At 71.1% G+C, this 21,870-nt stretch carries 16 protein-coding genes; 3 read left to right on the top strand and 13 right to left on the bottom strand.

Translation table 11 applies throughout. From position 1 onward, the window contains the following. Positions 1 to 57: 57 nt before the first annotated feature. Positions 58 to 1,488, bottom strand: a complete 1,431-nt coding sequence (locus ACFYRY_RS21100; protein WP_389147545.1) for an amidase — start codon at positions 1,486 to 1,488, stop codon at positions 58 to 60. Positions 1,489 to 1,612: 124 nt separating this feature from the next. Here ACFYRY_RS21100 and ACFYRY_RS21095 point away from each other — a divergent pair, with 124 nt between their 5' ends. Further along, on the top strand, positions 1,613 to 2,233 hold the full coding sequence (locus ACFYRY_RS21095; protein WP_389147543.1) for a TetR/AcrR family transcriptional regulator: 621 nt from the start codon (positions 1,613 to 1,615) through the stop codon (positions 2,231 to 2,233). Positions 2,234 to 2,315: 82 nt separating this feature from the next. On the opposite strand, the gene ACFYRY_RS21090 is transcribed toward ACFYRY_RS21095, so the two are convergent. The 12 genes from ACFYRY_RS21090 to ACFYRY_RS21035 all read right to left on the bottom strand — a co-directional run bounded on the left by ACFYRY_RS21090 (position 2,316) and on the right by ACFYRY_RS21035 (position 19,651). Then, complete coding sequence (locus ACFYRY_RS21090) at positions 2,316 to 3,110, bottom strand: enoyl-CoA hydratase/isomerase family protein (RefSeq protein ID WP_389148385.1); 795 nt, start codon at positions 3,108 to 3,110, stop codon at positions 2,316 to 2,318. Positions 3,111 to 3,127: 17 nt separating this feature from the next. Then, positions 3,128 to 5,353 (bottom strand): acetate--CoA ligase family protein, encoded by a 2,226-nt coding sequence (locus ACFYRY_RS21085; RefSeq protein ID WP_389147540.1) that lies wholly within the window; start codon positions 5,351 to 5,353, stop codon positions 3,128 to 3,130. Positions 5,354 to 5,550: 197 nt separating this feature from the next. Next, entirely contained in the window at positions 5,551 to 7,089 is a 1,539-nt protein-coding gene (locus tag ACFYRY_RS21080) for a flavin monoamine oxidase family protein (protein WP_389147537.1), read from the bottom strand. Between the two features lie 192 nt (positions 7,090 to 7,281). Next, on the bottom strand, positions 7,282 to 8,613 hold the full coding sequence (locus ACFYRY_RS21075) for a flavin-containing monooxygenase (RefSeq protein WP_389147534.1): 1,332 nt from the start codon (positions 8,611 to 8,613) through the stop codon (positions 7,282 to 7,284). A gap of 165 nt (positions 8,614 to 8,778) precedes the next feature. After that, positions 8,779 to 10,248, bottom strand: a complete 1,470-nt coding sequence (locus tag ACFYRY_RS21070) for a dihydroorotase family protein (protein ID WP_389147531.1) — start codon at positions 10,246 to 10,248, stop codon at positions 8,779 to 8,781. Beyond that, a complete protein-coding gene (locus ACFYRY_RS21065) occupies positions 10,245 to 11,078 on the bottom strand; it encodes an ABC transporter permease (protein ID WP_389147529.1) in 834 nt (277 codons plus the stop codon). The genes ACFYRY_RS21070 and ACFYRY_RS21065 overlap by 4 nt, the downstream gene beginning before the upstream one ends. Further along, a complete protein-coding gene (locus tag ACFYRY_RS21060; RefSeq protein WP_389147526.1) occupies positions 11,075 to 11,857 on the bottom strand; it encodes an ABC transporter ATP-binding protein in 783 nt (260 codons plus the stop codon). The genes ACFYRY_RS21065 and ACFYRY_RS21060 overlap by 4 nt, the downstream gene beginning before the upstream one ends. Positions 11,858 to 11,899: 42 nt before the next feature. Next, on the bottom strand, positions 11,900 to 13,024 hold the full coding sequence (locus ACFYRY_RS21055) for an ABC transporter substrate-binding protein (RefSeq protein ID WP_389147524.1): 1,125 nt from the start codon (positions 13,022 to 13,024) through the stop codon (positions 11,900 to 11,902). Positions 13,025 to 13,275: 251 nt separating this feature from the next. Continuing rightward, on the bottom strand, positions 13,276 to 16,143 hold the full coding sequence (locus ACFYRY_RS21050) for an ABC transporter substrate-binding protein (protein ID WP_389147521.1): 2,868 nt from the start codon (positions 16,141 to 16,143) through the stop codon (positions 13,276 to 13,278). Positions 16,144 to 16,348: 205 nt separating this feature from the next. Continuing rightward, positions 16,349 to 17,749: a hypothetical protein gene (locus ACFYRY_RS21045; protein ID WP_389147518.1), complete on the bottom strand. Its 1,401-nt coding sequence runs from the start codon at positions 17,747 to 17,749 to the stop codon at positions 16,349 to 16,351. A 52-nt stretch (positions 17,750 to 17,801) separates the two neighbouring features. After that, a complete protein-coding gene (locus ACFYRY_RS21040) occupies positions 17,802 to 19,055 on the bottom strand; it encodes a CU044_5270 family protein (RefSeq protein ID WP_389147515.1) in 1,254 nt (417 codons plus the stop codon). Then, positions 19,052 to 19,651: an RNA polymerase sigma factor gene (locus tag ACFYRY_RS21035; RefSeq protein ID WP_389147512.1), complete on the bottom strand. Its 600-nt coding sequence runs from the start codon at positions 19,649 to 19,651 to the stop codon at positions 19,052 to 19,054. Before ACFYRY_RS21035 ends, ACFYRY_RS21040 begins: the two co-directional genes overlap by 4 nt. A gap of 261 nt (positions 19,652 to 19,912) precedes the next feature. On the opposite strand from ACFYRY_RS21035, the gene ACFYRY_RS21030 reads away from it, so the two are divergent. Both ACFYRY_RS21030 and ACFYRY_RS21025 read left to right on the top strand, forming a co-directional pair. Further along, the gene (locus ACFYRY_RS21030; RefSeq protein WP_389147509.1) at positions 19,913 to 20,485 is read left to right on the top strand and encodes a dihydrofolate reductase family protein; all 573 of its coding nucleotides are present in this window, start codon (positions 19,913 to 19,915) and stop codon (positions 20,483 to 20,485) included. A gap of 208 nt (positions 20,486 to 20,693) precedes the next feature. Further along, complete coding sequence (locus ACFYRY_RS21025) at positions 20,694 to 21,818, top strand: right-handed parallel beta-helix repeat-containing protein (protein WP_389147506.1); 1,125 nt, start codon at positions 20,694 to 20,696, stop codon at positions 21,816 to 21,818. Positions 21,819 to 21,870 lie beyond the last annotated feature (52 nt).

Below are 21,870 nucleotides of genomic sequence, written 5' to 3'. Positions count from 1 at the left end.
AGGAAGGTCCAGGGGCTTGAGGACCTTTTATGACGGATGGCGCCGCGATCACCCGACTCAGGAAACCCGGCCTCCCCCGCGCGGTTCGACCGGTGTGAGAACTCCGAGCCGGTCCTCGACCGCCTGGGCCGCGTCCAGGCACAGGTCCTCCCGGAACGCCCGCCCGACGATCTGCACTCCACAGGGGAGCCCGTCGACCAGCCCGGTCGGTACGGCCACACCGGGCACGCCCACGAAGCTGGTCACGGTGCACAGACGCATCGCCGACCCGACCCGTTCCCTCCCTGACCTGTCACGCGACTCCAGCCCCGGCTCGACCGGCGGCTCGGTGAAGACCGGGCCGAGCAACAGGGGGTATGCGTCGAGGAATTCGGCCCATGAGCGGCGGATGTTCATCCAGGTGCCCATCAGCTTCATGAACTCGTCCGCGCTCGCGGGCGGGGTCCGCTCCATCGTCATCTCCATATAACGGTCCCCGCCCCTCCCGAGCAGCTTGCGCACCACAGGCCAGGTCGGGGCGAACTCGGTCACAGTGATCCGGCCGTACGCCTCGAGGGCCTCGTCCATCCGCGGTACGCCCCGCACCTCGCGCACGTCGTAGCCGGCGTCGCGGAGCGCGTCGGCCGCGATCGCGACGGCTCCGAGCACCGTCGGGTGCACGCCGTGTCCCCCGGGGTCCGCCACGACCGCGACCTTCACCGGCCCGGCGAGCGGTTCGCCGTAGGCGGGCACCGGCACGGCCCGTGGGTCACGCGGATCGGTCCCGGCCAGCACCTCGTAAGCCAGCCGTAGGTCGCCCACGCTCCTGGCCAACGGGCCGTCGGTGACCAGTATCTGGGACGCGGGGCCGGGGTCGTCGGGGCCGAGGACGCGGTGGTCGGCGGGGAACCGGCCCGTGGAGGGCTTCAGCCCGGCCACGCCGCAGAACTGGGCCGGGATACGTACCGATCCACCGGAGTCGTTGCCGAGCCCGAGCGCTGCCATGCCCGTGGCGACGGCCACCGCGTCGCCTCCGCTGGAGCCGCCCGGGGTGCGGCTGCTGTCCCACGGGTTGACCGTGTCGCCGAACAGCTCGCTGCGCGTGTGCATCCCCGCCAGGATCAGGGTGGGGATGTTGCTGTGCCCGATGGGGATGGCCCCGGCCGCGCGCAGCCGTGCCACCGGGGGAGCGTCGACGTGCGCCACCACCGCGCGGAAGCGCTCCGCGCCGAACGTGGTCGGCACGCCTTCGATCGCGGTGCTCTCCTTCACCGTGAACGGCACGCCCGCGAGCGGCCCCAGCGTTTCACCGGCGGCCCGCCGACGGTCCAGCTGTGCCGCGGTCTCGCGTGCGCGCTCCGCCAGGAGCTGCGTGACGGCGTTCACCCGCGGATTCACCTCGACGATGCGATCCAGGTGACTGTCGACCAGTTCGACGGCCGAGGCTTCCGCGCTGCGCACAGCCTCCGCCTGCGCGGCGGCCGGCATTTTCCACAGGGCGTCCCGCATGGCTCTTCCCTCCCCTTCCCCGTACCAATGCACTTGCATCGGAACCGTACCCTTGGAACCGATACGAGCGCATCGCATAAAGTGCCGGGGAGCAGAGCGCTGTGCGACAGGGAGGTGACCGGGCATGCCCAAGCAGGTGGATCACGTGAGCCGGCGCCGCCTCATCGCCGAGGCCGTCTGCCACCTCGCCGACGAACGCGGACTGGAGGGCGTGACCCTTCGCGATGTCGCCGCCCGCGCGCAGGTCTCGATGGGCGCCGTCCAGCGGTGCTTCCGCACCAAGGAAGAGATGCTGGTGTTCGCTCTCGCGCACATCGGCGAGCGGATCAGCGAGCGTGTACGGGCCCGCCTCGTCAGGAGCCCGGCCCAGTCGGCCGGCACCGCCCTGGGGCACGCGGTCACCGAGATCTCACTGCTCCGGGAAGAGCACCGCGCCGAGGCCAGGGTCTGGCTGGCTTTCGTCGCGCAGGCGGCTGTCAGCAAGGCGCTCGCAGGAACGTTGCAGGCGAACTACGCAACCCTGCAGGAGGCGTTCACCCGCCTCATCTCGGAAGCCGGCGAGGGCCCTGACCGCACCGGGCCACGCGATCCGCGACGCGAGGCCCGCACCCTCCTCGCGCTCGCGGACGGCCTCACCACGCACGTACTCATCGGCCACCTCGCCCCGCAAGAGGCGCACGACGTCCTGCACGCGCACCTGGCCGGCCTCTGGGAGCAACCGGCCCGTCCTCCGCACACCACCTAGAACCTCTCGAACCGGCCGAACGCGATCCGACTCACCGTCCGCCGTCCGGGTCGATCCGACATGAATGCTGCTCGAGCCCCGTCTAACGCCCCCCGTACTCGGGGCTCCTGCGTTCCACGAAGCTCCGCACGCCTTCCCGCGCGTCCGCCGTCGTCATGTTGATCTCCTGCGCGGCGGCCTCGGCGGCGAAGGCGGCGGTGCGGTCGGTGTCGAGGGAGGCGTTGACCAGCTGCTTGGTGAGGGCGAGGGCGCGGGTCGGGCCGGTGGCGAGACGTGCCGCCCACACGCGGGCCGTCTTGTCCAACTCGGCGTCCGGAACGACTCGGTTGACCAGGCCCAGACGTTCCGCGTCCGGCGCCGGGAGCGCGTCGCCGAAGAACATCAGCTCCTTGGCGCGGTGCGGGCCGAGGATGCGGGGGAGCAGGTACGCCCCGCCGCCGTCGGGGACGAGGCCCCGTCGTACGAACACCTCGATGAACCGCGCCGACTCGGCGGCCAGTACGAGGTCGCAGGCGAACGCGAGATGCGCGCCGAGGCCCGCCGCCGTGCCGTTCACCGCCGCGATCACCGGCTTCTCGCAGTCCAGGACGGCCGCGATCAGACGCTGCGCGCCGAGCCGGATCGTGCGGGCGACATCACCGGCGACCGGTTCCCCGGCGGGGGACGCGTTACGGAGGTCCGCGCCCGCGCAGAACCCGCGCCCCGTGCCGGTGATCACCACGGCCCGTACGTCCGGATCGGCCGAGGCGTCCGACAGCAGTCCGATCAGGTGGTCCCGCAGCTGCGGCGTGAGGGCGTTGAGGGCTTCGGGCCGGTCGAGCGTGATGTGCGAGACCTGACCCTCGGTCTCCTGCCGCAGCCCCGCCGCCTCCCGCATCCGTGCCGTGTCCCCCGTCACCGGCACACCGCCAGTGCGTCCAGCGCCACCGCTCCCTGTCCCCTGGGCAGCACCATCAGCGGATTGATGTCGAGCTCCGCGAGGTCGTCCCCGAGTTCCAGGGCCATGCGCTCCACCCGCAGCACCACCTCGACCAACGCGTCGAGATCCGCCGGCGGCCGCCCCCGGACCCCGTCCAGCAGGGCCCGCCCGCGCAGTTCGGCGCACATGTCCCGGGCCTGCTCCTCGGCGAACGGCGGTACCCGGACGGCGGTGTCCCGCAGCACCTCCACCAGCACCCCGCCGAGCCCCACGGTCACCGTCGGGCCGAACAGCTCGTCGTGGGTGACACCGACGACCATCTCGACGCCCCGCTCGACCATCTGGCACACCAGGACACCGTCCAGCGGCACGTCCTCGTAGCGCGCGATGTCGGTCAACTCCCGGTAGGCGTCCCGGACCTGGCTGGCCGAGGTCAGCCCGATCTTCACCAGCCCGAGCTCGGTCTTGTGGGCGATCCGCGCACCGGACGCCTTCATCACCACCGGGTAGCCCACCAGCCCCGCCGCGCGCACGGCCGCCGCCGCGCTGGTCACCAGCTGCTCGCGCGGCACGCGAATGCCGTAGGCCCGCAGCAGTTGCTTCGCGGCGTGTTCGCTCAGCTGCTGGCCCGGCCGCATCAGGGCCTGCGCCTTGCGGAAGGAGGGAGAGACGGTGCGGGCCGCGGCGTCGAAGGGGGAACGGTAGCCGGTGGCGAACCGGTGGTGGTCGAGATGGGCGCGGACGGCCGTGATGCAGTTGGCGACCGTGCGGAAGGTGGCCACCCGGGAGGAGCCGAGCAGGACCTCCCGGTACGCCCGCTCGGTGCCGACCGGGGAGCCCCACACCACGCACACCAGCTTGTCCGTCCGCTCGGCCGCGTCCACCAGATCCTGGACGAGCCGGTCGCTGAGGGGCGGGAAGGGCCCGGTGACCGGGCAGATCAGGACGCCCACCTGCGGGTCGTCGAGGATCGCGTCGATGATCTTCCGGCCGCGCCAGTCGCCGACCGGGTGACCACCGTTGTCGACCGGGTTGGCCACGCTCAGGTACTCGGGTATCCACTGGTGCAGCTCGGCCTGCTTGGCCGCCGACAGCTCCGGCAGTCTCAGGCCCGCCTCGGTGGCCAGGTCGGCGAAGTGGGCGCCGGTGCCGCCCGAGATCGAGTAGACGACCACCCCGTCGGCGACCGGCGGCCGGGCGCGGGCCAACAGGGCCGCGGTGTCCTGGAGTTCGTCCAGTCCGTCGACCCGGATCACCCCGTACTGCCGCATCGCCGCGTCCACCACCGCGTCGGCGCCGGTCAGTTTGCCGGTGTGGGAGGCGGCGGTGCGGGCGCCGGTCTCGGTGCGGCCCACCTTGACCGCGACCACGGGCACCCCGCGCCGGGCGGCCCGGTCGGCGGCCAGCAGGAAGGAACGGCCGTCCTTGAGCCCCTCGACGTAGCAGGCGATGGCGCCCACCTCGGGCCGCTCGGCGAAGTAGGAGAGGAAGTCCGCGGTCTCCAGATCGGCCTCGTTGCCGGTGGGCGCCCAGTGGGAGAGGCGGATGCCGAGCTCCTGGAGGGCGAAGACCGGGCGGCCCTGGTGGCCGGACTGGGTGATCAGGGCGATGGCCGGCCCGTCCAGGTCGTCCCGGAACTCCTCGAAGGCGTTCAGGTTGGTGTTGGGGCCGAGCAGCCGCATCCCGGACCGTTCCACGGCGGCGCCGAGCCGGGCCTGGGCGGCCGCTCCCGCCTCGCCCGTCTCCGCGAACCCGGACGCGAAGACGACCGCGAACCTCACCTTCGTCTCCGCCAGTTCCTCGATCACCGGAAGGGGGTCGGAGACCAGCAGCACGGCGAGATCGACCTGCTCGGGCAGGTCGGCGACGGAGCGGCAACAGGGGATGCCGAAGACGGACGGACGGGTGGGATGCACCGGATGCAGTCGGGCCCCGACCCGCTCGGACCAGGCGAGCAGTTGCCGGGTGACCCCGGTGTTCGGCCGGCCCTCGGCGTCCGAGGCGCCGATCACGGCGACGGACTCCGGTCGGAAGAAGCGGTCCAGATCGGGGACGGCGGCGTACAACGGCCGGCCGCTGACGTCGAGGTCGTCCACCTCGTCGGGCCGCCCGTGCACGGCGGGCCCGGGGCGCTCGCCGCAAGCGATGACCCGGGCCCGGCGGGAGTCGGTGGTGAAGGTGCCGTGGGTTGATCCAAGCATCGGTCCCCGCTCCTGAGTGACTGGCAAGTAACTGACGCTCTGTCAGATTACAGACCTGATGGGATGTCAGGAATGGGCCTGCACGCAAAGGATGACCGGCTTTCCCGCGAGGGCTCCTCGGTAAGGGCTCCTCGGTGAGGGATGCCGGCGGACCGGCGTAAAGCTCCCACGGCGCGCTCACGGCGCGTCCACGGCGCCTACAGCGCCGCCACCACCTCCTTCGCCACCCGCTCGCCCGACCGCACCGCACCGTCCATGAAGCCCATCCAGTAGGTGGACGTCTCCGTCCCGGCCCAGTGGATACCGCCGACGGGCGCGCGCAGGGCGGGGCCGTACTGGGTCAGGACGCCCGGCGCGGCGATGGAGACGGGGCCGCCGCGGGTGTAGGCCTCGTTGTTCCAGCGTTGCAGGACGAAGGAGGTGGGGGAGGCCGCTTTCTCGCCGAAGTACGTCACATAGTCCTTCAGCACCGCCGCCCGGACCTCCGCCTCGCTCGCCGCGTCCAGCTTCCGGGCCTCGTCGGCCTCGATGAAGCCCATCAGCGCGCCGTGCGAGGCGTCGGGCGGGGAGTTGTCGAAGGTGGAGCTGACCACGCCGGTGTCGCTGACGACCTGGCCGTTGAGTCCGTCGGCCCGCCAGAAGGGGGTGTCGTAGATCGCGATCGCCTTGCCGACCGAGGCCATCGGCAGGCGCTGGGTGAGCTGGTCCCGGGCGGCGGGGAGGAGCGGGGCGTACGTGATGCGGGCCGCGAGGGGCGGCGGCAGGGCGACGACGACCTTCTTGGCGTCGACGGTGATGCCGTCGGCCGACACCACGTAGCCGCCGCCGGACCGGGTGATCGTACGCACCGGGGCGTTGAGCACCACCCGGTCGCCGAGCGTGGCGGCGAGTTTGATCGGCACCAGTTGGGATCCGCCGACGAAGCGCAGCTCCTGGGCGCCGCCCGCGGTCTCGGTGAGGCGCTCCAGGGTGCCGACGTTCGACTCGTTGCCGGCGGCGGCGATGTAGAAGAGGACGAACAGGAGGGAGAGTTCCCGGGGTTCGGCCGAGAAGATCGACGTGCAGGCCACGTCCAGGAGGAACTTGGCGGACGGGATGACGGCGTTGGCGCGCAGCCAGCTCTCGAAGGTCTGCCGGTCCCACTCCTCGGCCTTCGCGGCGGTCCAGGGCGCGTTCACCGGGATCTGCTTGGCCATGTCGTCGAGCGAGGCCTGCACGATCGCCGCGTTGGCGAGGCCTGCCGCGTCGATCGGCGGGACCGAGCCGAGCAGTCCGTCGGTGGCGTAGGCGGTCTTCTTGCCGTCCTTGTTGAGCAGGTTCTTGCCGGTGTTGTAGGTGGGGAAGGTCGCCACCCCCAGGGAGTCGGCGAGCGCCTTGATGCGGTCCTGGGTGGGGCCGATGAACTCGCCGCCGCCCTCGGTGACCTGGCCGTTGCCCAGCGGGAGGTTCACCACCCGGCCGCCGACCCGGTCACGGGCCTCCAGGACGACCACGGTCTTGCCGGCGGCGACCAGGTCCCGGGCCGCGGTGAGCCCGGCGAGGCCGCCGCCGACGACGGCGACGTCCACGCTGCGGGTGGCCGCGGCGGCCGTACCCGCGGCGGTGGCGGTGAGGGCCGCGGCACCCGCCGCTGCCGCGGCGCCGCCGAGCAGGGAGCGCCGGGAGAGCGGGGAGAGTCGGGGGCGAGGGGAGTGCTGGGGGCTGGGGCTCGGGGAGTGCTGTCTTTCGCGTGCCACGTGCGTCGTCCTCCGTCGTAGCGAGAGGTGGGGGTGGAGCCGGAAAGATGAACAGTGCTCACATTCTGGCCCCGTGCGGTGGCGGCGTACAGCTCTCCCGTCACATCTGACTCGCAAGTAACAGGAGTTGTACGTAAGAGAGTTGAGGGATGTCTACGCCGGACGCGCGGTCGGTGCGCCGTCGGACGCGGCTCAGGCGGGCAGCCGGGAGGGCTGGCGGACGGTGTCCCCGGCGATGCTCTTCGCGATCTTCTCGGCGTCGATGGCCAGCTCGCGGAACGTGCCGCTGATCGGGGTGACGAAGCCGGTGAAGTACAGGCCGGCCGCGTTCTTCGGGGCGCGGGCACCGTTGACGACCGGGTTGCCGTCGGCGCCGAGGACGTCGAGGTGGCCGACGAGTTCCTCCAGGGCGCGGACGTAGCCGGTGGCCGCGATCACGGCGTCCGGGCGGACACGGGTGCCGTCGGCGAGCACCGCCTCGCCGTCCTCGAAGCCCTCGACGGCGGCCACGATCTCGACCCGGCCCTTGCGCACCGCGTCGATCAGACCGACGTCCTGTACGGGGATCGCGCCCGCCTTGGCCCGGCTGTAGAGGCCGGTGTCGGGGCGGGGCAGCCCGTGCGTCGTCAGGTCGGGGACGCTCACCTTGGCCAGCACCGCGCAGAGCCGGTCGACGAGCCCGACCGGCAGCCGGCGGACGGCGATCCCGCTGTACTGCGCGGCCCAGCCGGCCGTCGAGCGGCGCACGATGTGCGGGACGGTGCGCACGGACAGCCGTACCCGTGAGGCACCGCCCTCCACCAGGTCGACGGCGATCTCGGCACCGGTGTTGCCGACGCCGACGACCAGGACGTCACGGCCGGTGAAGGGCTTCGGATCACGGTAGTCACCGGCGTGCAGCAACTCGCCCGGGTAGGTGTCGCGGCCCGGCCAGTCAGGAACCCGGGGCGTGTGGTTGTAGCCGGTCGCGACGACCACCGCGGCGCCGGTCAGCTCACGTCCGCCGGTGGCGTGCAGCAGCCAGCCGGTGCCGTCGGGCGAGCGCTCCACCCGGGAGACCTCGACCCCGGTGACGATCTCCAGCTCGTGGACCTCGGCGTACTTCTCCAGATACCGCACCACGTCGTCCCGGGCCACCCAGCGCCCGAACCGGCGCGGCATCGGCAGCCCGGGCAGGGCCGACAGCCGACGGGTGGTGTGCAGGTGCAGCCGGTCGTAGTGGCGCCGCCAGGACTCCCCGACACGGCCGGACCGCTCCAGCACGACGGCACGTATGCCCCGGGCGCGCAGGGCGTACGCGGTGGCGAGGCCGCCGGGGCCGCCGCCGATGACGTAGACGGGGCGCTGTTCGGGGTGGGGTGGTGCTGCGGGGGCGGTCGCCTCGGTCGGCGCGGCGGTCTTCGCGTCGGTCGTTGCGTCGCCCGTCGCGTCGGTCGTCGCTGGGTCCGTAACCGGGTTTGTCGCTGAGGTCGGCGCGTCGTGCGTCGGCTCCGTGGGGCTCGCGGAGGCTGGGGAGTCGGCCATGAGCGCGAGCGTAATCCTGGGCGCGATTGATGGGTCTCGGTCAAGACCGGAATTGGTTGCGGATTGATCACGGCTGTAGGAGGAGTGGGTGGGGCTCGTGGCGTAGGGCGACTGGTTGTGTGGGGTTGGGGGTGCCTCCATGTCTTTCGTCGAGCGAGGCGTGGGCTAGGAGCCACGGGTCGGGCGGTGCAGATAGGCGCCGACGGGCTCACCGACGAGCTTTCCCCCGCGCAGGACGTGGTGGCCCCTCAGAAAGGTGTCGGTCACCCGGGCGGTCAGCTCGAAGCCCTCGAAGGGCGTGTACTCCTGCGTCGACTCCGATTCCGCGGCCCGCACGGTCCAGGTGTGGCCCATGTCGACCAGCGCGATGTCGGCGTCGAAGCCGGGCGCGATGGCCCCCTTGGTGCGCAGCCCGTAGCGCCGGGCCGGGTTCCAGGACGTCAGCGCGGCGATCCGCCCCAGGGGCAGGCCCCGCTTCGTGCCCTCGGTGATCACACCGGGGAGGAGGTACTCGGCGCCACCGAACCCGGACCGGGCGAGGAAGACGTCGTCCTCGGGGTCGCCGAACTTCATCTCCTCACGGCAGCACGCGTGGTCGCTGACGACCCAGTCGACGGTGCCGTCGAGCACGTACTCCCACAGCGCCTCGACGTCGTCGCGTGGCCGCAGCGGCGGGTTCACCTTGCCGCCGAGACCGTGCGCGGTGGTGATGTCGGCGAGCAGATGCCCGACGGTGACCTCGCGGCGGAAGTCGATGTGCGGGAACGCCCGGCTCATCCGCACGGCCGCGTCGACCGCCTTGCGGGACGACAGATGCAGCAGATTGACGGTCGGTAACCCGGTTTCGTGTGCCAGGTAGGAGGCGATGGAGACCGCCAGCCCCTCGGAGTGCTGCGGCCGGGAGGCGCTGTAGGCCGCGAGCCCGGTCAGCTCGCCCGCCTCCTCGACCAGCTTGGTGTAGGCGGTCATGATCTCGGCGGTCTCGCAGTGCAGCGACAGCGAGATCTCCTCGGCGAGGTCGGGAAACCTCTCACGGGCCGCCTGCACCCCACGCATGACGAACTCGAAGTGCGCGTAGTCGTAACGCTCGTCCTCGGGGATCATCAGGAACGCGTTCTGGTCGGCGGACCTGCCGTGCAGCCCGTGACCGCCGTAGAACATGAAGACCTTGAACGACGTGACGCCGAATCGCTCGACCAGGTCGGGGATCTCGGCTATGTGGCCGCGCGATATCGGCGCGAGGTGGAAGGCGTAGTCGATGTGGGCGCGGCCGGAGGCGGCTGCCAGCACCTCGGGGAAGAAGTCGGCGTACGCGCCGCCCTTGTTGAGGTAGTACCGTCCGGTTCGCATGTAGGTCAGGGCGCTGGTCACCCCGCCCTGCGCGCACGCCCGGCTCTCGGTGACCGCGTCCTCGGCCAGTGGGTTGTAGATCCCCCAGTGCTGGTGCGCGTCCACGACACCGGGGAACGCCAACCTGCCGCCGGCGTCGACCACACGACGCGCGCCGGCCTCGGCGATGCCGGGAGCCACGGCGGCGATGCGCCCGCCGCTGACGGCGATGTCCGCGGGCCTTGCGTGGCCATGGTCATGGGTGACGACGCGGGCGTCCTTCACCACCAGGTCGTACTCGGTCACGCCTGCCTCCTGCCTCTCTTCTGATCCTGAAGTCCAAATGCGCCGGGCGCCCGGTTCTCCTCGGCCCAGAAGACGAGCCGCTTCTGGGCGAACCGGATGACGAAGTGGGCGATCAGCCCCAGTACGGAGAGCACCACCAGCACGGCGAACATCCCGGCGATGTCGAAGTTGTAGTTGGTCTGCAGCAGGAGGTATCCCAGGCCCTCCTTGGCCCCGATGAACTCGCCGACGACGGCGCCGAGGATCGAGAAGACGCTCCCGATGTCGAGACCGGCGAAGATGAAGGGGAGCGCGCTCGGCAGCCGCACCATCCTGAACACCTGGAACCTGCCCGCGCCGAACACGGTGAGCATCTCGATACGGTCGGCATCGGCCGCGCGCAGCCCCTCGATCACGTTGACCAGCATCGGGAAGAACGAGATCACCGCCGCCATGACGACCTTGCTCGTCATCCCGAAGCCGAACCAGACGACGAACAGCGGCGCCAGCGCCACCTTCGGCACCGTCTGGAAGGCGACGACGTACGGCATGAAGGTGCGCTCGATCAGCCGGACCTGCGAGATCGCGGTACCCAGCACCAGTGCCGCCCCCACGCCGATGAGGAAGCCGTACAGCGACTCCAGCACCGTGACCTCGAGATGGCCCCAGAACAACGGATCGGACAGCTGCGTCCGCAGCGCGTCGAGGATCTGGGAGGGGCGCGGCAGCACGTAGTCGTCGATGCCGAAGGCGGGGACCGCGAACTCCCAGGCCAGCACGACGATCACGAAGACGGCGGGAACGAGCAGCAGTTCGGGGCGCTCCCTCGGATCCACCCGGAGCCGCTTCATGAGTCGAACACGCCGGCGGCGTCGAAGTGCCCGCGGATCCGCTCCACATGGGCCCCGGCCCGGTCCGAGCCCATGACGCCGAGTGCCCGCGGGCGTTCCAGCTCGATTCCGACGATCTCCGCGACACGGCCGGGTCGTGGACTGAGGACCATCACCCGGTCGGAGAGGAAGACCGCCTCGGGGATCGAGTGGGTGACGAACACGATCGTCTGGCCGCTCTCCCGCCAGATCCGCAGCAGTTCGACGTTCATGTGCTCGCGGGTGAGGGCGTCGAGCGCGCCGAAGGGCTCGTCCATCAGCAGCACGGCCGGGTCGTGCACCAGGGCCCGGCAGATCCCGGCGCGTTGCTGCATCCCGCCGCTGAGCTCATGGGGGTACCTGCCCTCGAAGCCGTCGAGGCCGACCATGCCGAGCAGCCTCTCGGCGCGTTCCCGGTACGGTCGGGTGCCGAGCCCCCGCACCTCCACCGGCACCATCACGTTCTGCAGGATCGTGCGCCATGGAAGAAGGGTGGGCGACTGGAAGACCATGCCCACCTCGGGCAGTGGCCCCGTGACGTCGCGGCCCGCGACCCGGACCGTGCCCTCGCTCCTGGGGACGAGCCCGGCGAGGATCTTCAGCAACGTCGTCTTGCCGCAGCCCGAGGGCCCGACGACCGAGACGAACTCACCGCGCCGGACGGTGAGGGTGATGTCCGAGAGCGCGTGGGTCGGCCTGGACCTGCGCGGCCGGTAGATCTTGTGCAGTCCGTCGACCTCGATCCAGCGGTCTTCGTCCATGACGGCTTCCTGACCTCCCTGCTGGTGGCGTGCGGTCGCTCGCTACTTGGTGGCCTTCGCCTTCTGGATCACCGCCGCGCTGTCGAAGTCGTTCGCGTCCCGGAGCAGGCTGTCGTCCCACAGCTCCGCGACCTCGACGTCCTTGGTGATCTGGCCGGCTGCCTTGGTGTAGGCGGCCGTCTTGTTCCACTCCGCGTCGCTGATCGCGCCCCAGTCCTTGAAGCTCGCGGGCTCACCGGCGGCGGGAACGGCGGTTCTGATCCAGGCGTCGAGGCTCTTGCTGTCGTCGCCGATCCGGTCGTCGGCCTTCTTGCCCGTCAGCAGCCGCGGGAAGACCTTGTAGCCGTAGCGCATCGCGGCCTCGGGGTTGACGGCGGAGAAGAGCAGTGCCTTGTACGAGGCGCGCAGGTAGCGGGTCAGCACGTCCTTCTTCTCCTTCAGCGTCCGCTCGGTGACCGCGAAGGTCAGGGAGCGGATGCCGTCGAAGGCATCGGAGTTGGGGAGGTAGCGGAACGTCGCGCCGGTGTTCTCGATCGTGGTGTATGCCTGCGTGAACAGCGCGAGCACGTCGACCCTGCCGTCCTGAAGCGCGGACAGCGCCTGCGCGCCCACCCCGACCGGCAACAGCTCGATGTCCTCGGCCGCGTCCAGGCCGGCGTCGTCGGCGTACGCCCGCGCGTAGATGGCCGAGCCGGAGGCGAGGCTGATGACCCCGATCTTCTTGCCCTTGAGGTCGTCAGGGGTCTTGATCTCGCTGTCCGGGCGGACCGCCATGCGCCACGGCCAGTTCCGCACCAGGCCGCCGATGGCCCTGACCGGGACGCCCTTCTCCCGCGCGGCGAGGATGGCTCCCGCGTCGGCCGGTGTGATGTCGGCGCTGCCCGAGGCGACGGCCTGGACCGCGGCGACCGAACCGTCGGTGTTGATCACGTCGACGTCGAGCTTCTCCTCGGCGAAGTAGCCCTGGGCGTCGCCCACCGCGTACGTGGCGACCTCCTCCTTGGGAGCGACCACGGCCGAGGCGATGGCCAGGTCGAGTGTCGCCCGGTCACCTAAGTCGTCTCTGGAGGACGGCGAGGGCGAGGAATCCCCGCCCCCGCAGGCGGCGAGCGGGGCGAGGACGGCAAGGACGGCGGCACTGACGCCGAGCCGCAGGGAGCGCTTCATGTCGGGCACCTCTCTCGATCCGGTGGACCAGGGGGCAGTGACGCGCTGTTCCGCGATGGGGACGAGACCGGTATGGATCACGGTGCTGTCGCGCTGCTCGCTCAGCCGCCGGGCCGTACGCCCGCGCGGTGCTCGTCGAAGAGCCACCGGCAGACGTCGGCCGGCCCGGCGGCAGGCCTCCAGCATGTCGGAGGCGGACGGGACGCGGAAGAACGACTACCGGTGCGCCCGGCATCGCCGTGGGGCGTGGCTCAGCCGTGGTGCCCGATGGCGCACTCCTTCTCCGTCAGCGCACGCGCGTCGCCGGCCACCCTTCTGCACACGACACGCGACTTCGAGGCCCCCTCCTTGGTGCGCCAGACCTCCTTCAGGACGATGCTGTGGCCCTTCCTGCCGCCGTAGAGCGGGGCGTCGGTGAAGTCGATCGTGCCCGTGGCCATGCCCTGAAGCTTGACCGTTCTGAGGTTCACCCAGGTCGCGGCGCGGCTCTGCGGGACGCCGTCGCGGGAGGCCGCCCAGTACAGCGCACGCGTGGCGTCGTGGGACAGGGCGGTCTGGCCGCTGGCGAAGGCGGGCGTGTCGTAGCTGACGGGCTGCCCGCCGAGTCCCGGGAGGTACTTCCGGGCGTCCTCGTAGAACCTCGTCCCGGAGGCCGCCTCCTGCAGCTCGGCGAGGGCGGCGTGATACAGCGTCACGTTCGGGGCCACCGCGTCCTCGCCCTGTGAGAAGTCGGCCTTGGAGAGGTCGTCGCCTGTGATGACGGACATCTTCTTGCGCGCGCAGCCGGGTTCCGTGCCGAGCTGGGTCATCAGGGGATCGACGTCCTCGACACGGCCCGCGAAGTAGATCACGGACGGAACGCGGTCGCCGCGGCAGATCTCCTCGGTGTGCAGACGGAACTCGGGCTTGCCGCCGTTGAGGGTGTAGCGGCGCTCGGGCAGGGGCGTGAAGCCGTGGTCGGCGAGCATCGCACCGCCGTAGCGCGCCTGTTCGGTGGTGTAGCGGTCGTCGGTCTTCTTGGTGTCGCGGGCCAGTACGAGGGCGTACTGCGTCCTGCCGGGCGTGCGCAACTGCTGTGCGATCAGGCCGAGTTGGGCAGACTGCCATTCGTCCGTGGCGGCCAGGCTGAACCAGTTGGAGAAGTCGCGCGGCAGGTAGGTCGCGGAGTTCGTCCCGGACACGACGGGCAGCCCGGCGTTCCTGAGCTTGCGCGTCGTCTCCGTACTGGACTTCAGGTCCCGTCCGGTGCCGACGACCCCCACCACCGTCGGGTCCTTCGCCGCGTAGGCGGCTACGGCGTCGGCCATGTCGGCCTGGTGGTGCAGATCGACGCCCCCGTTGGCGACCAGGACGCGCAGCTTCACCGTGAAGGTGTCGTTGATCACGGCCTGCGCCAGGTACACGCCCGCCAGTTCCTCGAGCCCCTTCACCGGCGAGGAGCCACCGTCGGGGTCGGCGCTGAGCGGGCCCGCGTACACCACGGTGACGTAGCGGTCCGCGTGCTTGGCGAGGACCTCGTCGTTCTCCTTGGCGATACGCCCTTCCAGCTCGCCGACGGACCAGGGCGCGCCGTGCCCGTCGGACAGCGCCTTGGCGCCGGTTTCCCCGGTGTCGTGCGGCAGCCAGTCGGAGAAGCGCACGTCACCCGTCGCGATCCCGATGCACTCGGTGCCGCCGTCCGGCCCGGGTCTGCGCTCGGTGTCGCGGTTCGCGGTCAGCAGGGACGCCGAGCAGTACTCGTCGGAGAGTCTCCCGGTGCGCCAGGCGGCGGTCGCGACGGTCAGGACCAGCACCAGGGCGAGCGTGTGCAGGGCCCACACCACGCGGGCGACGGTGGGCCGGGTGGCGGCCTTCACGCAGTGTCGCTGGCGGTCCGGGAGCTGTCTCAGTTCGTCCTGGGGGAGCGGGATCTTCAACACCCAGGGCAGGACCGCTCGTTCGCGGCTCGGCGACTGCTCCGCGCGCAGATTCCGCGCCCACTCGTCGTACCAGCCCCGCAACCGGGCCTGGAACCCCTGGTCGGGACCGCCGGCGTGCACCCCCTGAACGACGCTGCGCTCCAGCCGGCGTACGTCGTCGGCGCGTACCGCCGCGACGAGCAGCAGCGGGTCCAGTTCGCTACGGCGGCTGCGTACGTCGCTGACGGCCTTGATCAGCTCAAGGCCGCCGTTGTCCGTGCCGGCCTGCGGAACGAACAGCATGGGCGGCCGCAGGCGTTTGAATCCGCGCAGGTCCCAGCTCCGGCGGCGGTGGTTGTCCCGCAGGTCCTCGAACAGGGCCAGTACGTAGAGCTGGAGCTGGAACTCGTGGCCCGCCTTCAGCGCCTCCGCCACGTCGTACGCACGCGCGGCGATCGCCTTCCAGGAGCGGACCGGCCGCAACAGGGACACCTCGGTGGGGCGGTCCTGGACGGCCGCCCTGAGGAAGGTCGTGGTCATGAACCAGCGGCTCTCCCGGCGCAGCCACAGGAAGATCGGCGCGCGCCCGGGCAGTACGTAGTTGAGCACCGCCAGCAGCAGCAGGAAGCCGACGCCGGACGCCACGGCCATATACCAGTCGCTTCGGGCGAGGAGCGCGGCAAGGACCGTCACCAGGCTGGCCGGGAGGATGTGCGCCATGTCGAACATGGGCAGCCCGGAGTGCCAGCGGGCGGTCCCCGAGGGGCGCCACCGCTGTTTGGCCAGCTGGTTCAGCAGGGCCTGCGCGGGATCGTGCCCGGTCTCCGGCGGCGCGGACCCGGCGGCAGGGCCGGGCCAGTCGGCCCCCAGAGCACCGACCGCGTCCTCGATGGCGTGCACGAGCCGAACACGGGGGAAGGCGTACCGCCGGTAGATCGAGTGCCGGCCGCCCCATTGCTTCGGGTCGCCGAGATCCCGTACGAGGTGCGCGGCCCTGAGGACCTCCGTGGGACCTTCCTGTGCCGTCGGCGCGACCGCGCAGCGCGTCCCGTGCGCGTTCTGCCCGTTGTGCAGTTCGCCGACGAGCCCGGTGACCCGGCTGTCCTCGGCTGCCTCCTCGGAGTGCAGGACCACGACGGGCATGGGTGGCTCACTGGTCCGGAAGTCACGGATGAGCGTCTCCAGCTGCCGCTGAACCTCGATCCCGCCCTCGGTCGACATCCCGGGATGATCCGCCGAGCAGGTCGGCAGTCTGTCACGATCCCCGTTGCGCACGTCCGTCCCCCGTTCACTTCGCCCACCGGCAAGCTCAACCGACTTCCTGTGGGACAGAAGTGCTTTCCCTCGTACCTCCGCGCACTAAACGAACCCGGGGGAGACGAAACGACAACGGGACGGACGCGGGGCAACGGTCAGGGTCCGGCCGTCAGCGGAGCCCGCGCGAGACCAGCAACCCGCACGCGCCCGTCACGCTCTCGCAGGCGGCGTTGCCCGCGGCCAGTACGGCGCGGGTGCCCGGAATGCCGTCGATGCCGAGGATCGAGCTGCCGACGCTCGTCGAGGTGAGCTCCGCCGGAAGTTCCTCGTCGGTCCAGGTGGTGCCGTCCCAGCGGGAGAGCAGGGTGTGGCCGCCGCCGTGGGGCGGCCAGCCCGCGACCCACACGCCCCCCGAGCCGTCCGTGCCCGCGGCGTTCACCTCGTCCACGGCGGGCGTGGGTATGGACTGCCAGGTGCGGCCGTCCCAACGTGTGGCGAGCAGTCCGCTCGGCACCTGGGGATCGTTGGTCTTGCCGAACACGTGAACCGTTCCGCGCTTGGTCGACACGATGTGGTTGGCCGCCCAGCCGGTGCCGTACTCGTACGGGACGGGGACGGCCCGCACCGTCCAGCGGCGGCCGTCGAAGTGCTGGAGCAGGGGCTTCACGACGCCGTCCGCTTCGCTGTTCGCGCTGACCCACACGTCGTCGGGGCCGGTGCCGGTGATGGACGAGGGCTCCACCGGACTGCCGTCCGGTGCCTTGGGCAGTGCGGTACGGCTCCACTTGCGGCCGTCCCAGTGCTCCAGGTGCCCGGCGTACGCCTTGGCCGGATCCGCTGTCGGGTTCCAGTCCAGGGTGGTCAGCCACACGGAGTCCGGGCCCACCGACTTCAGGTTCAGGACGAAACGGATCGATCCCTCGGCGGGTGCCGGACGCGACACCGACGTGAAGCGGGTGCCGTCCCAGTGCTGGAGCACGATCGGGGCGGCGGCCTCGGGGAGCGCGGAGCCCGCGCGGAGCCGGTCCGCCAGGGCGTCCGGCAGCCGGTGCAGAAGCGTGTCCGGCAGCCGGCCGGCCTCGCGGCCCCCCGGCGTCCGGGCGGCGGCGCCGACTTCGACGTCGGTGTATGTCCCGGCCGCCCAGGCGTCGTTGGGGCCCGAGGCGGCCACCGCGTCGAACTGCGCGGGTCTGCCGCCGGTCCCCGCGGGCCGGACATCGCTCCACCGGGTGCCGTCCCAGTGCTTGGCCACCAGAGCCGAGGCCAGGGACTCGTCCCAGGCGCGGCCGACCGCCCACGCGTCGGTCCGGCCCGTCGCGGTGACGTCGAAGAAGTCGGTCGCCTTCGCCGCGGACAGCGGTAACGCCATTGTCCAGGGCGACTTCGCGAGGGCGGCCTGCTGCCCGGCCGGTGTCTGTGCCGGTGCCTGTGGCTGTGTCTGCGTCTGTGTCCGCGTCTGTGTCTGAGGTTGCGCCTGGGCGGCATACGGGGTGAGGGCGATGGCGCAGGCCGCGAGTGCGGTGGCCACACGGAGGGCGGGTGAAGCAGGCCGTCGTACGGGTGTGGTCATCTTCTTCTGTGCTCCTACTGGATTTCTGGGTGTCCCGTCGGATCGCACGCGCTCAGCGCTCGGCGTTCTCCGGCACCTTGATCTGGCTCTCGCCCCAGCTCATCCGGGTGGTCGCCGTGTAGTTCACCGTCGTGCCCGCGTCGAGACCCGCCTCCCGGGCCCTGGCCGACGGTTCGACCAGCACGAGCTGCTCGCAGAGCATCTCTCCGGTGGACGGGTCCACGACCAGCCGCTGCTCCACGCTCCCCAGCGGTGTCGCATGCGTGCCGGGGAACGCGACACCGACGCCCTCGCGGCCCAGCGGATCGGTGACGTGCCCCAGACCCCGGACGCCGGGCTGTTCCGCCATCACCCGGTAGGCGGCCGCCCGGACGGCGGGCTTCACCGGCATCGTGATGAGGTCGGCCGCCTGGCGCAGCACGTAGGCCGTGCGGTCCTTGGTCTCGGCACCGCTGTCCTGCCCGTACCGGCGCTCCAGGTCCCGGCGCAACTCGCCGCTGTCGGCGGGCAGTTCACGCAGGTCCTGGTAGGTGACGTTCTGCGGGCCGAGGGCGTAGATCTTGTCGTCGGCGTCCGTGCGCATGACCGTCGGCCGCTGGGTTCCGATCGTGTACCCGAGGGTGCCGCCCTCCTCGTTCTCCGTGACCTCGGCCTCCACCGTCGCGGGTGAGCCGGCGGCCCGCCAGCGTGCCTCGTCCTGCTGGGTGCGGGGGGCGGTCACGGCGTCCAGACCGAGGACCATCAGGCTCGCGGTTCCCGGGCGCACACCCACCGACCACTTCGAGGTCCCCGTGTCGCGCACGGCGAAGAGCCGCCCCTTGTCTCCGGCCGCGCTGACGACGTTCACGTCCTCCGAGCGCGTGGTGGTCTGCCAGTACGTTCCTTCGGCGGTCGACGTCTCGGCCTTCTTCGCCGCACTGAGCAGTTCGAGACGGCCGTCGACGCGGACGTCACCCTGGCGGCCCGACGACGACGAACCCGGCCCCGCAGCAGCGGAGGAGGACTGCGGGGGCCCGCCCGGACGCACACCCAGGGGGTCCCCGTCGAGCGTGCTCACGACCACCGCGGAGGCCGCGACGGCTGCGAGGGCGGCCATGGTCCCGAACGGCCGGATCCCGCCCCGGAGGCGCCCCGGCACCCGGGAGCGTGCCGCGCGAGTCTCCGTCGCTCCGGCCAGGATGCGTGCCAGGTCCTCACGCTGCCGCAGGGAGCCCGCCAGCCTGGACGGGTCCAGTGCGTCGGGCCGGGCGCCCGCGAGCACCTTCATGACGTCGGGCCGCCGGGACCGTTCGTGGGTGGTCTTCATGCGAGTGCTCCTTTGCGGTCAGTTGTGCGGTCAGTTGTGCGATCAGTTGTGTGATCAGTGCGGCGCGGGGGCTGTGCGAGTGGGTCTGCCGGGTCCGCCGGGTACGTCGGCTCCAGGGCCTTCTCCAGACGGCGGCGGGCCCGGTGCAGCCGGACGGTCAGCGTCGCGGTGGTGCAGCCCAGGACTCGTGCGGCCTGCTTGGCGCTCAGCCCGTGCCAGGCGATGAGCGTCAGCAGTTCCCGGTCGGCCTCGGACAGACTCGCCAGGGCCTGCAACGCGGCGTCCCGATCGGTCACGTCCGCCGCGACGTCCCCGACGTCGGTCCGGGCGCCGCTGCTGATGCGCCGCGCCTCCGACGCCGCGAGGGCGTACTGGTGGCTGTCCCGGCGACGCAGCTCGCGCACCAGGTTGCGAGCCACTCCCAGGAGCCAGGGCAGCGCGGGGTGGGAAATGTCCCGCACCCGTCGCCAGGCCACGGTGAACGTCTCGCTGGTGATGTCCTCCCCTACCTGCCGTCCCACCAGGCTGGTGGCGTAGGCGAGGACACGCGGATAGCACTCCTCGTAGATGTCCCGGAAGCGTTGGGCATGTGTCATGCGCCGTCCCCTCATTTCGGCTCTCTCACCAAGCAATGCGCGCAGCGGCCCATTTCTTACAGGGGGAGCGGAAGTCGGATGACAACGACCGACAGGACGCCGGACGACGCCGGATGAGGACGCCGGATGACGGCGACCGATGAGTTTGTCCGTGTTCCGTGGTCATAGGTCATGGTTGGATCGCCGCAGCCGAGAGTGTGGCCGAAGCGTGCACCGACCGGAGCTGCTGAGAACCGGACACGAGACACCGAGGAAACTGAGATGCGCACCCTGATCAGCACCGCCTTCATCTCGCTCGACGGCGTGATGGAGGCCCCGGGCGGCGAGCCCGGATACCGGAACTCCGGATGGACCTTCAAGAACGTCGAGTTCCTCCCCGAGGCGTTCGAGATCAAGGGCCGGGAGCAGACGGAGGCCACCGCGATGCTCCTGGGCCGGGTGAGCTACCAGGCGTTCAGCCCGGTGTGGCCCGACATGGAGGACTTCGCCGACTACAAGGTGATGCCGAAGTACGTCGTCTCCACCACGCTCACCGAGGACGACCTGGTGTCGAACTGGGGCGAGACCACGATCCTGCGCTCACTCGACGAGGTCGCCGCGCTGAAGGAGACCGAGGGCGGCCCGATCATCGTCCACGGCAGCGCCGCCCTGAACCACGCCCTGTCGGACGCCGGCCTGATCGACAGATACCACCTGCTCGTCTTCCCGCTCCTGCTCGGGGCGGGCAAGCGGCTCTTCAGCGCCACCGACAAGGACACCCAGAAGCTGAAGCTCGTCGAGCATGAGGCGTACGCCAACGGTCTGCAGAAGAACGTCTTCGACGTCGTCCGATGACATCGTCCGCTGACGTCGTCCACTGACGATGCTCCGGCGCACCTCCCGCCGTCGCGTCCCCGGACGCGGCGGCCGACACGCCACCATCTGCCTGATTTTCCTTACTCCGAGTAGTGGACATGGTGAGACACCCGAGCCTCCCGGGGGAATCGCCATACCGGATCTCGGTCGTGACCGGCCGGGCTCCCCCACGACGTAAGGAGTCTCGGTGCGTTTCACCTCCAAGACGGGCGGCGCGCTCGGCGCCCTCACGCTCGCCCTCGGGCTGTCCGCTCTGTCCGCCCCGGCCTACGCCGCCCCGATCGCCTGTGACGCGGCCGTCCTCGTGTCCGCCGTCAAAGCGGCCAACGCCGCGGGCGGGGGCACCGTCCACCTGGCCGCGAACTGCGTCTACACCCTCAACGGGAGCATTCCCGGCCAGGGCAGGGGAGCGAACGGGCTGCCGGTGATCCGCGAGCGCGTCACGATCAAGGGCGACAACTCCGTCATCGAACGCTCCAGCGCGCCAGGCACCCCTGAATTCCGCATCGCCGAGGTCGGCGGCGCCAGGGGCGACCTCACCCTCAACGGCGTCACCCTGCGCAACGGCAATCTGGCCGGCGGCGGCGAGGGCGGTGCCGTCTACGTCAACGACCACCGCGTCCTGACCGTCAAGTCGAGCATCCTGACCAACAACACGGCCGCGACGGGCGGCGGCGCCATCCGCAACAACGGCACCGCCACCATCACCGGCAGCATCGTCAGCGACAACCACGCCCGAACCGGCGGCGGCATCTACGCCTACGGCGACAGCACCACCATCGTCTCCAGCACCGTGTCGGGCAACGAAGCCGTGTTCGGCGGCGGCATCGGCAACGAGACCAGCAAGCTGATCCTCCGGTCGAGCGATGTGCGGGACAACAGCGCCAGCTCCCAAGGGGGCGGCATCATCAACCTGGCCAACGCCACCCTCACCGTGGACAACAGCCAGATCCGTGACAACTCCGGTGGCGCCTTCGGCGGTGGCGTCAGCAACTTCGGCAAGGTGACCATGAGCGGCAGCTCCGTGCGCGGCAACACCGCCGCCGACGCCGCCGGGATCGCCAACAGCGGCACGCTCGAACTCACCTCCTCCCGTCTCGACGACAACAGGGCCGACTCCTGGGGCGGTGGGCTGGCCAACTACTCCGGCACGGCGACTCTCACCGGCTCGACCGTGACGGGCAACAGCGCGGTCGAAGCGGGCGGCATCTACGAGTACTCCGGCAAGGTCGACCTCGTGACCAGCCCCGTGACGGCCAACACGCCCAACAACTGCCGCCCCGACGCGACCCTTCCGGGCTGCACCGACTAGGGCTGAGATCACCTACGGGGGCCGCTCAGGGGGGGCGCCCCGGGCCCCCAGC

The organism is Streptomyces sp. NPDC005263, assembly GCF_042872365.1.
In the GTDB taxonomy this organism is placed as follows: domain Bacteria; phylum Actinomycetota; class Actinomycetes; order Streptomycetales; family Streptomycetaceae; genus Streptomyces.
Note: the sequence above shows the minus strand (reverse complement) of the source record. Positions and strands in the feature narration are given on the sequence as shown.

Coding starts and splice junctions, on each gene's coding strand:
- ACFYRY_RS21100 (WP_389147545.1), bottom strand. CDS start 1,488: ATGCGGGACGCCCTGTGGAAAATGCCGGCCGCCGCGCAGGCGGAGGCT.
- ACFYRY_RS21095 (WP_389147543.1), top strand. CDS start 1,613: ATGCCCAAGCAGGTGGATCACGTGAGCCGGCGCCGCCTCATCGCCGAG.
- ACFYRY_RS21090 (WP_389148385.1), bottom strand. CDS start 3,110: ATGCGGGAGGCGGCGGGGCTGCGGCAGGAGACCGAGGGTCAGGTCTCG.
- ACFYRY_RS21085 (WP_389147540.1), bottom strand. CDS start 5,353: ATGCTTGGATCAACCCACGGCACCTTCACCACCGACTCCCGCCGGGCC.
- ACFYRY_RS21075 (WP_389147534.1), bottom strand. CDS start 8,613: ATGGCCGACTCCCCAGCCTCCGCGAGCCCCACGGAGCCGACGCACGAC.
- ACFYRY_RS21065 (WP_389147529.1), bottom strand. CDS start 11,078: ATGAAGCGGCTCCGGGTGGATCCGAGGGAGCGCCCCGAACTGCTGCTC.
- ACFYRY_RS21060 (WP_389147526.1), bottom strand. CDS start 11,857: ATGGACGAAGACCGCTGGATCGAGGTCGACGGACTGCACAAGATCTAC.
- ACFYRY_RS21055 (WP_389147524.1), bottom strand. CDS start 13,024: ATGAAGCGCTCCCTGCGGCTCGGCGTCAGTGCCGCCGTCCTTGCCGTC.
- ACFYRY_RS21050 (WP_389147521.1), bottom strand. CDS start 16,143: ATGTCGACCGAGGGCGGGATCGAGGTTCAGCGGCAGCTGGAGACGCTC.
- ACFYRY_RS21045 (WP_389147518.1), bottom strand. CDS start 17,749: ATGACCACACCCGTACGACGGCCTGCTTCACCCGCCCTCCGTGTGGCC.
- ACFYRY_RS21040 (WP_389147515.1), bottom strand. CDS start 19,055: ATGAAGACCACCCACGAACGGTCCCGGCGGCCCGACGTCATGAAGGTG.
- ACFYRY_RS21035 (WP_389147512.1), bottom strand. CDS start 19,651: ATGACACATGCCCAACGCTTCCGGGACATCTACGAGGAGTGCTATCCG.
- ACFYRY_RS21030 (WP_389147509.1), top strand. CDS start 19,913: ATGCGCACCCTGATCAGCACCGCCTTCATCTCGCTCGACGGCGTGATG.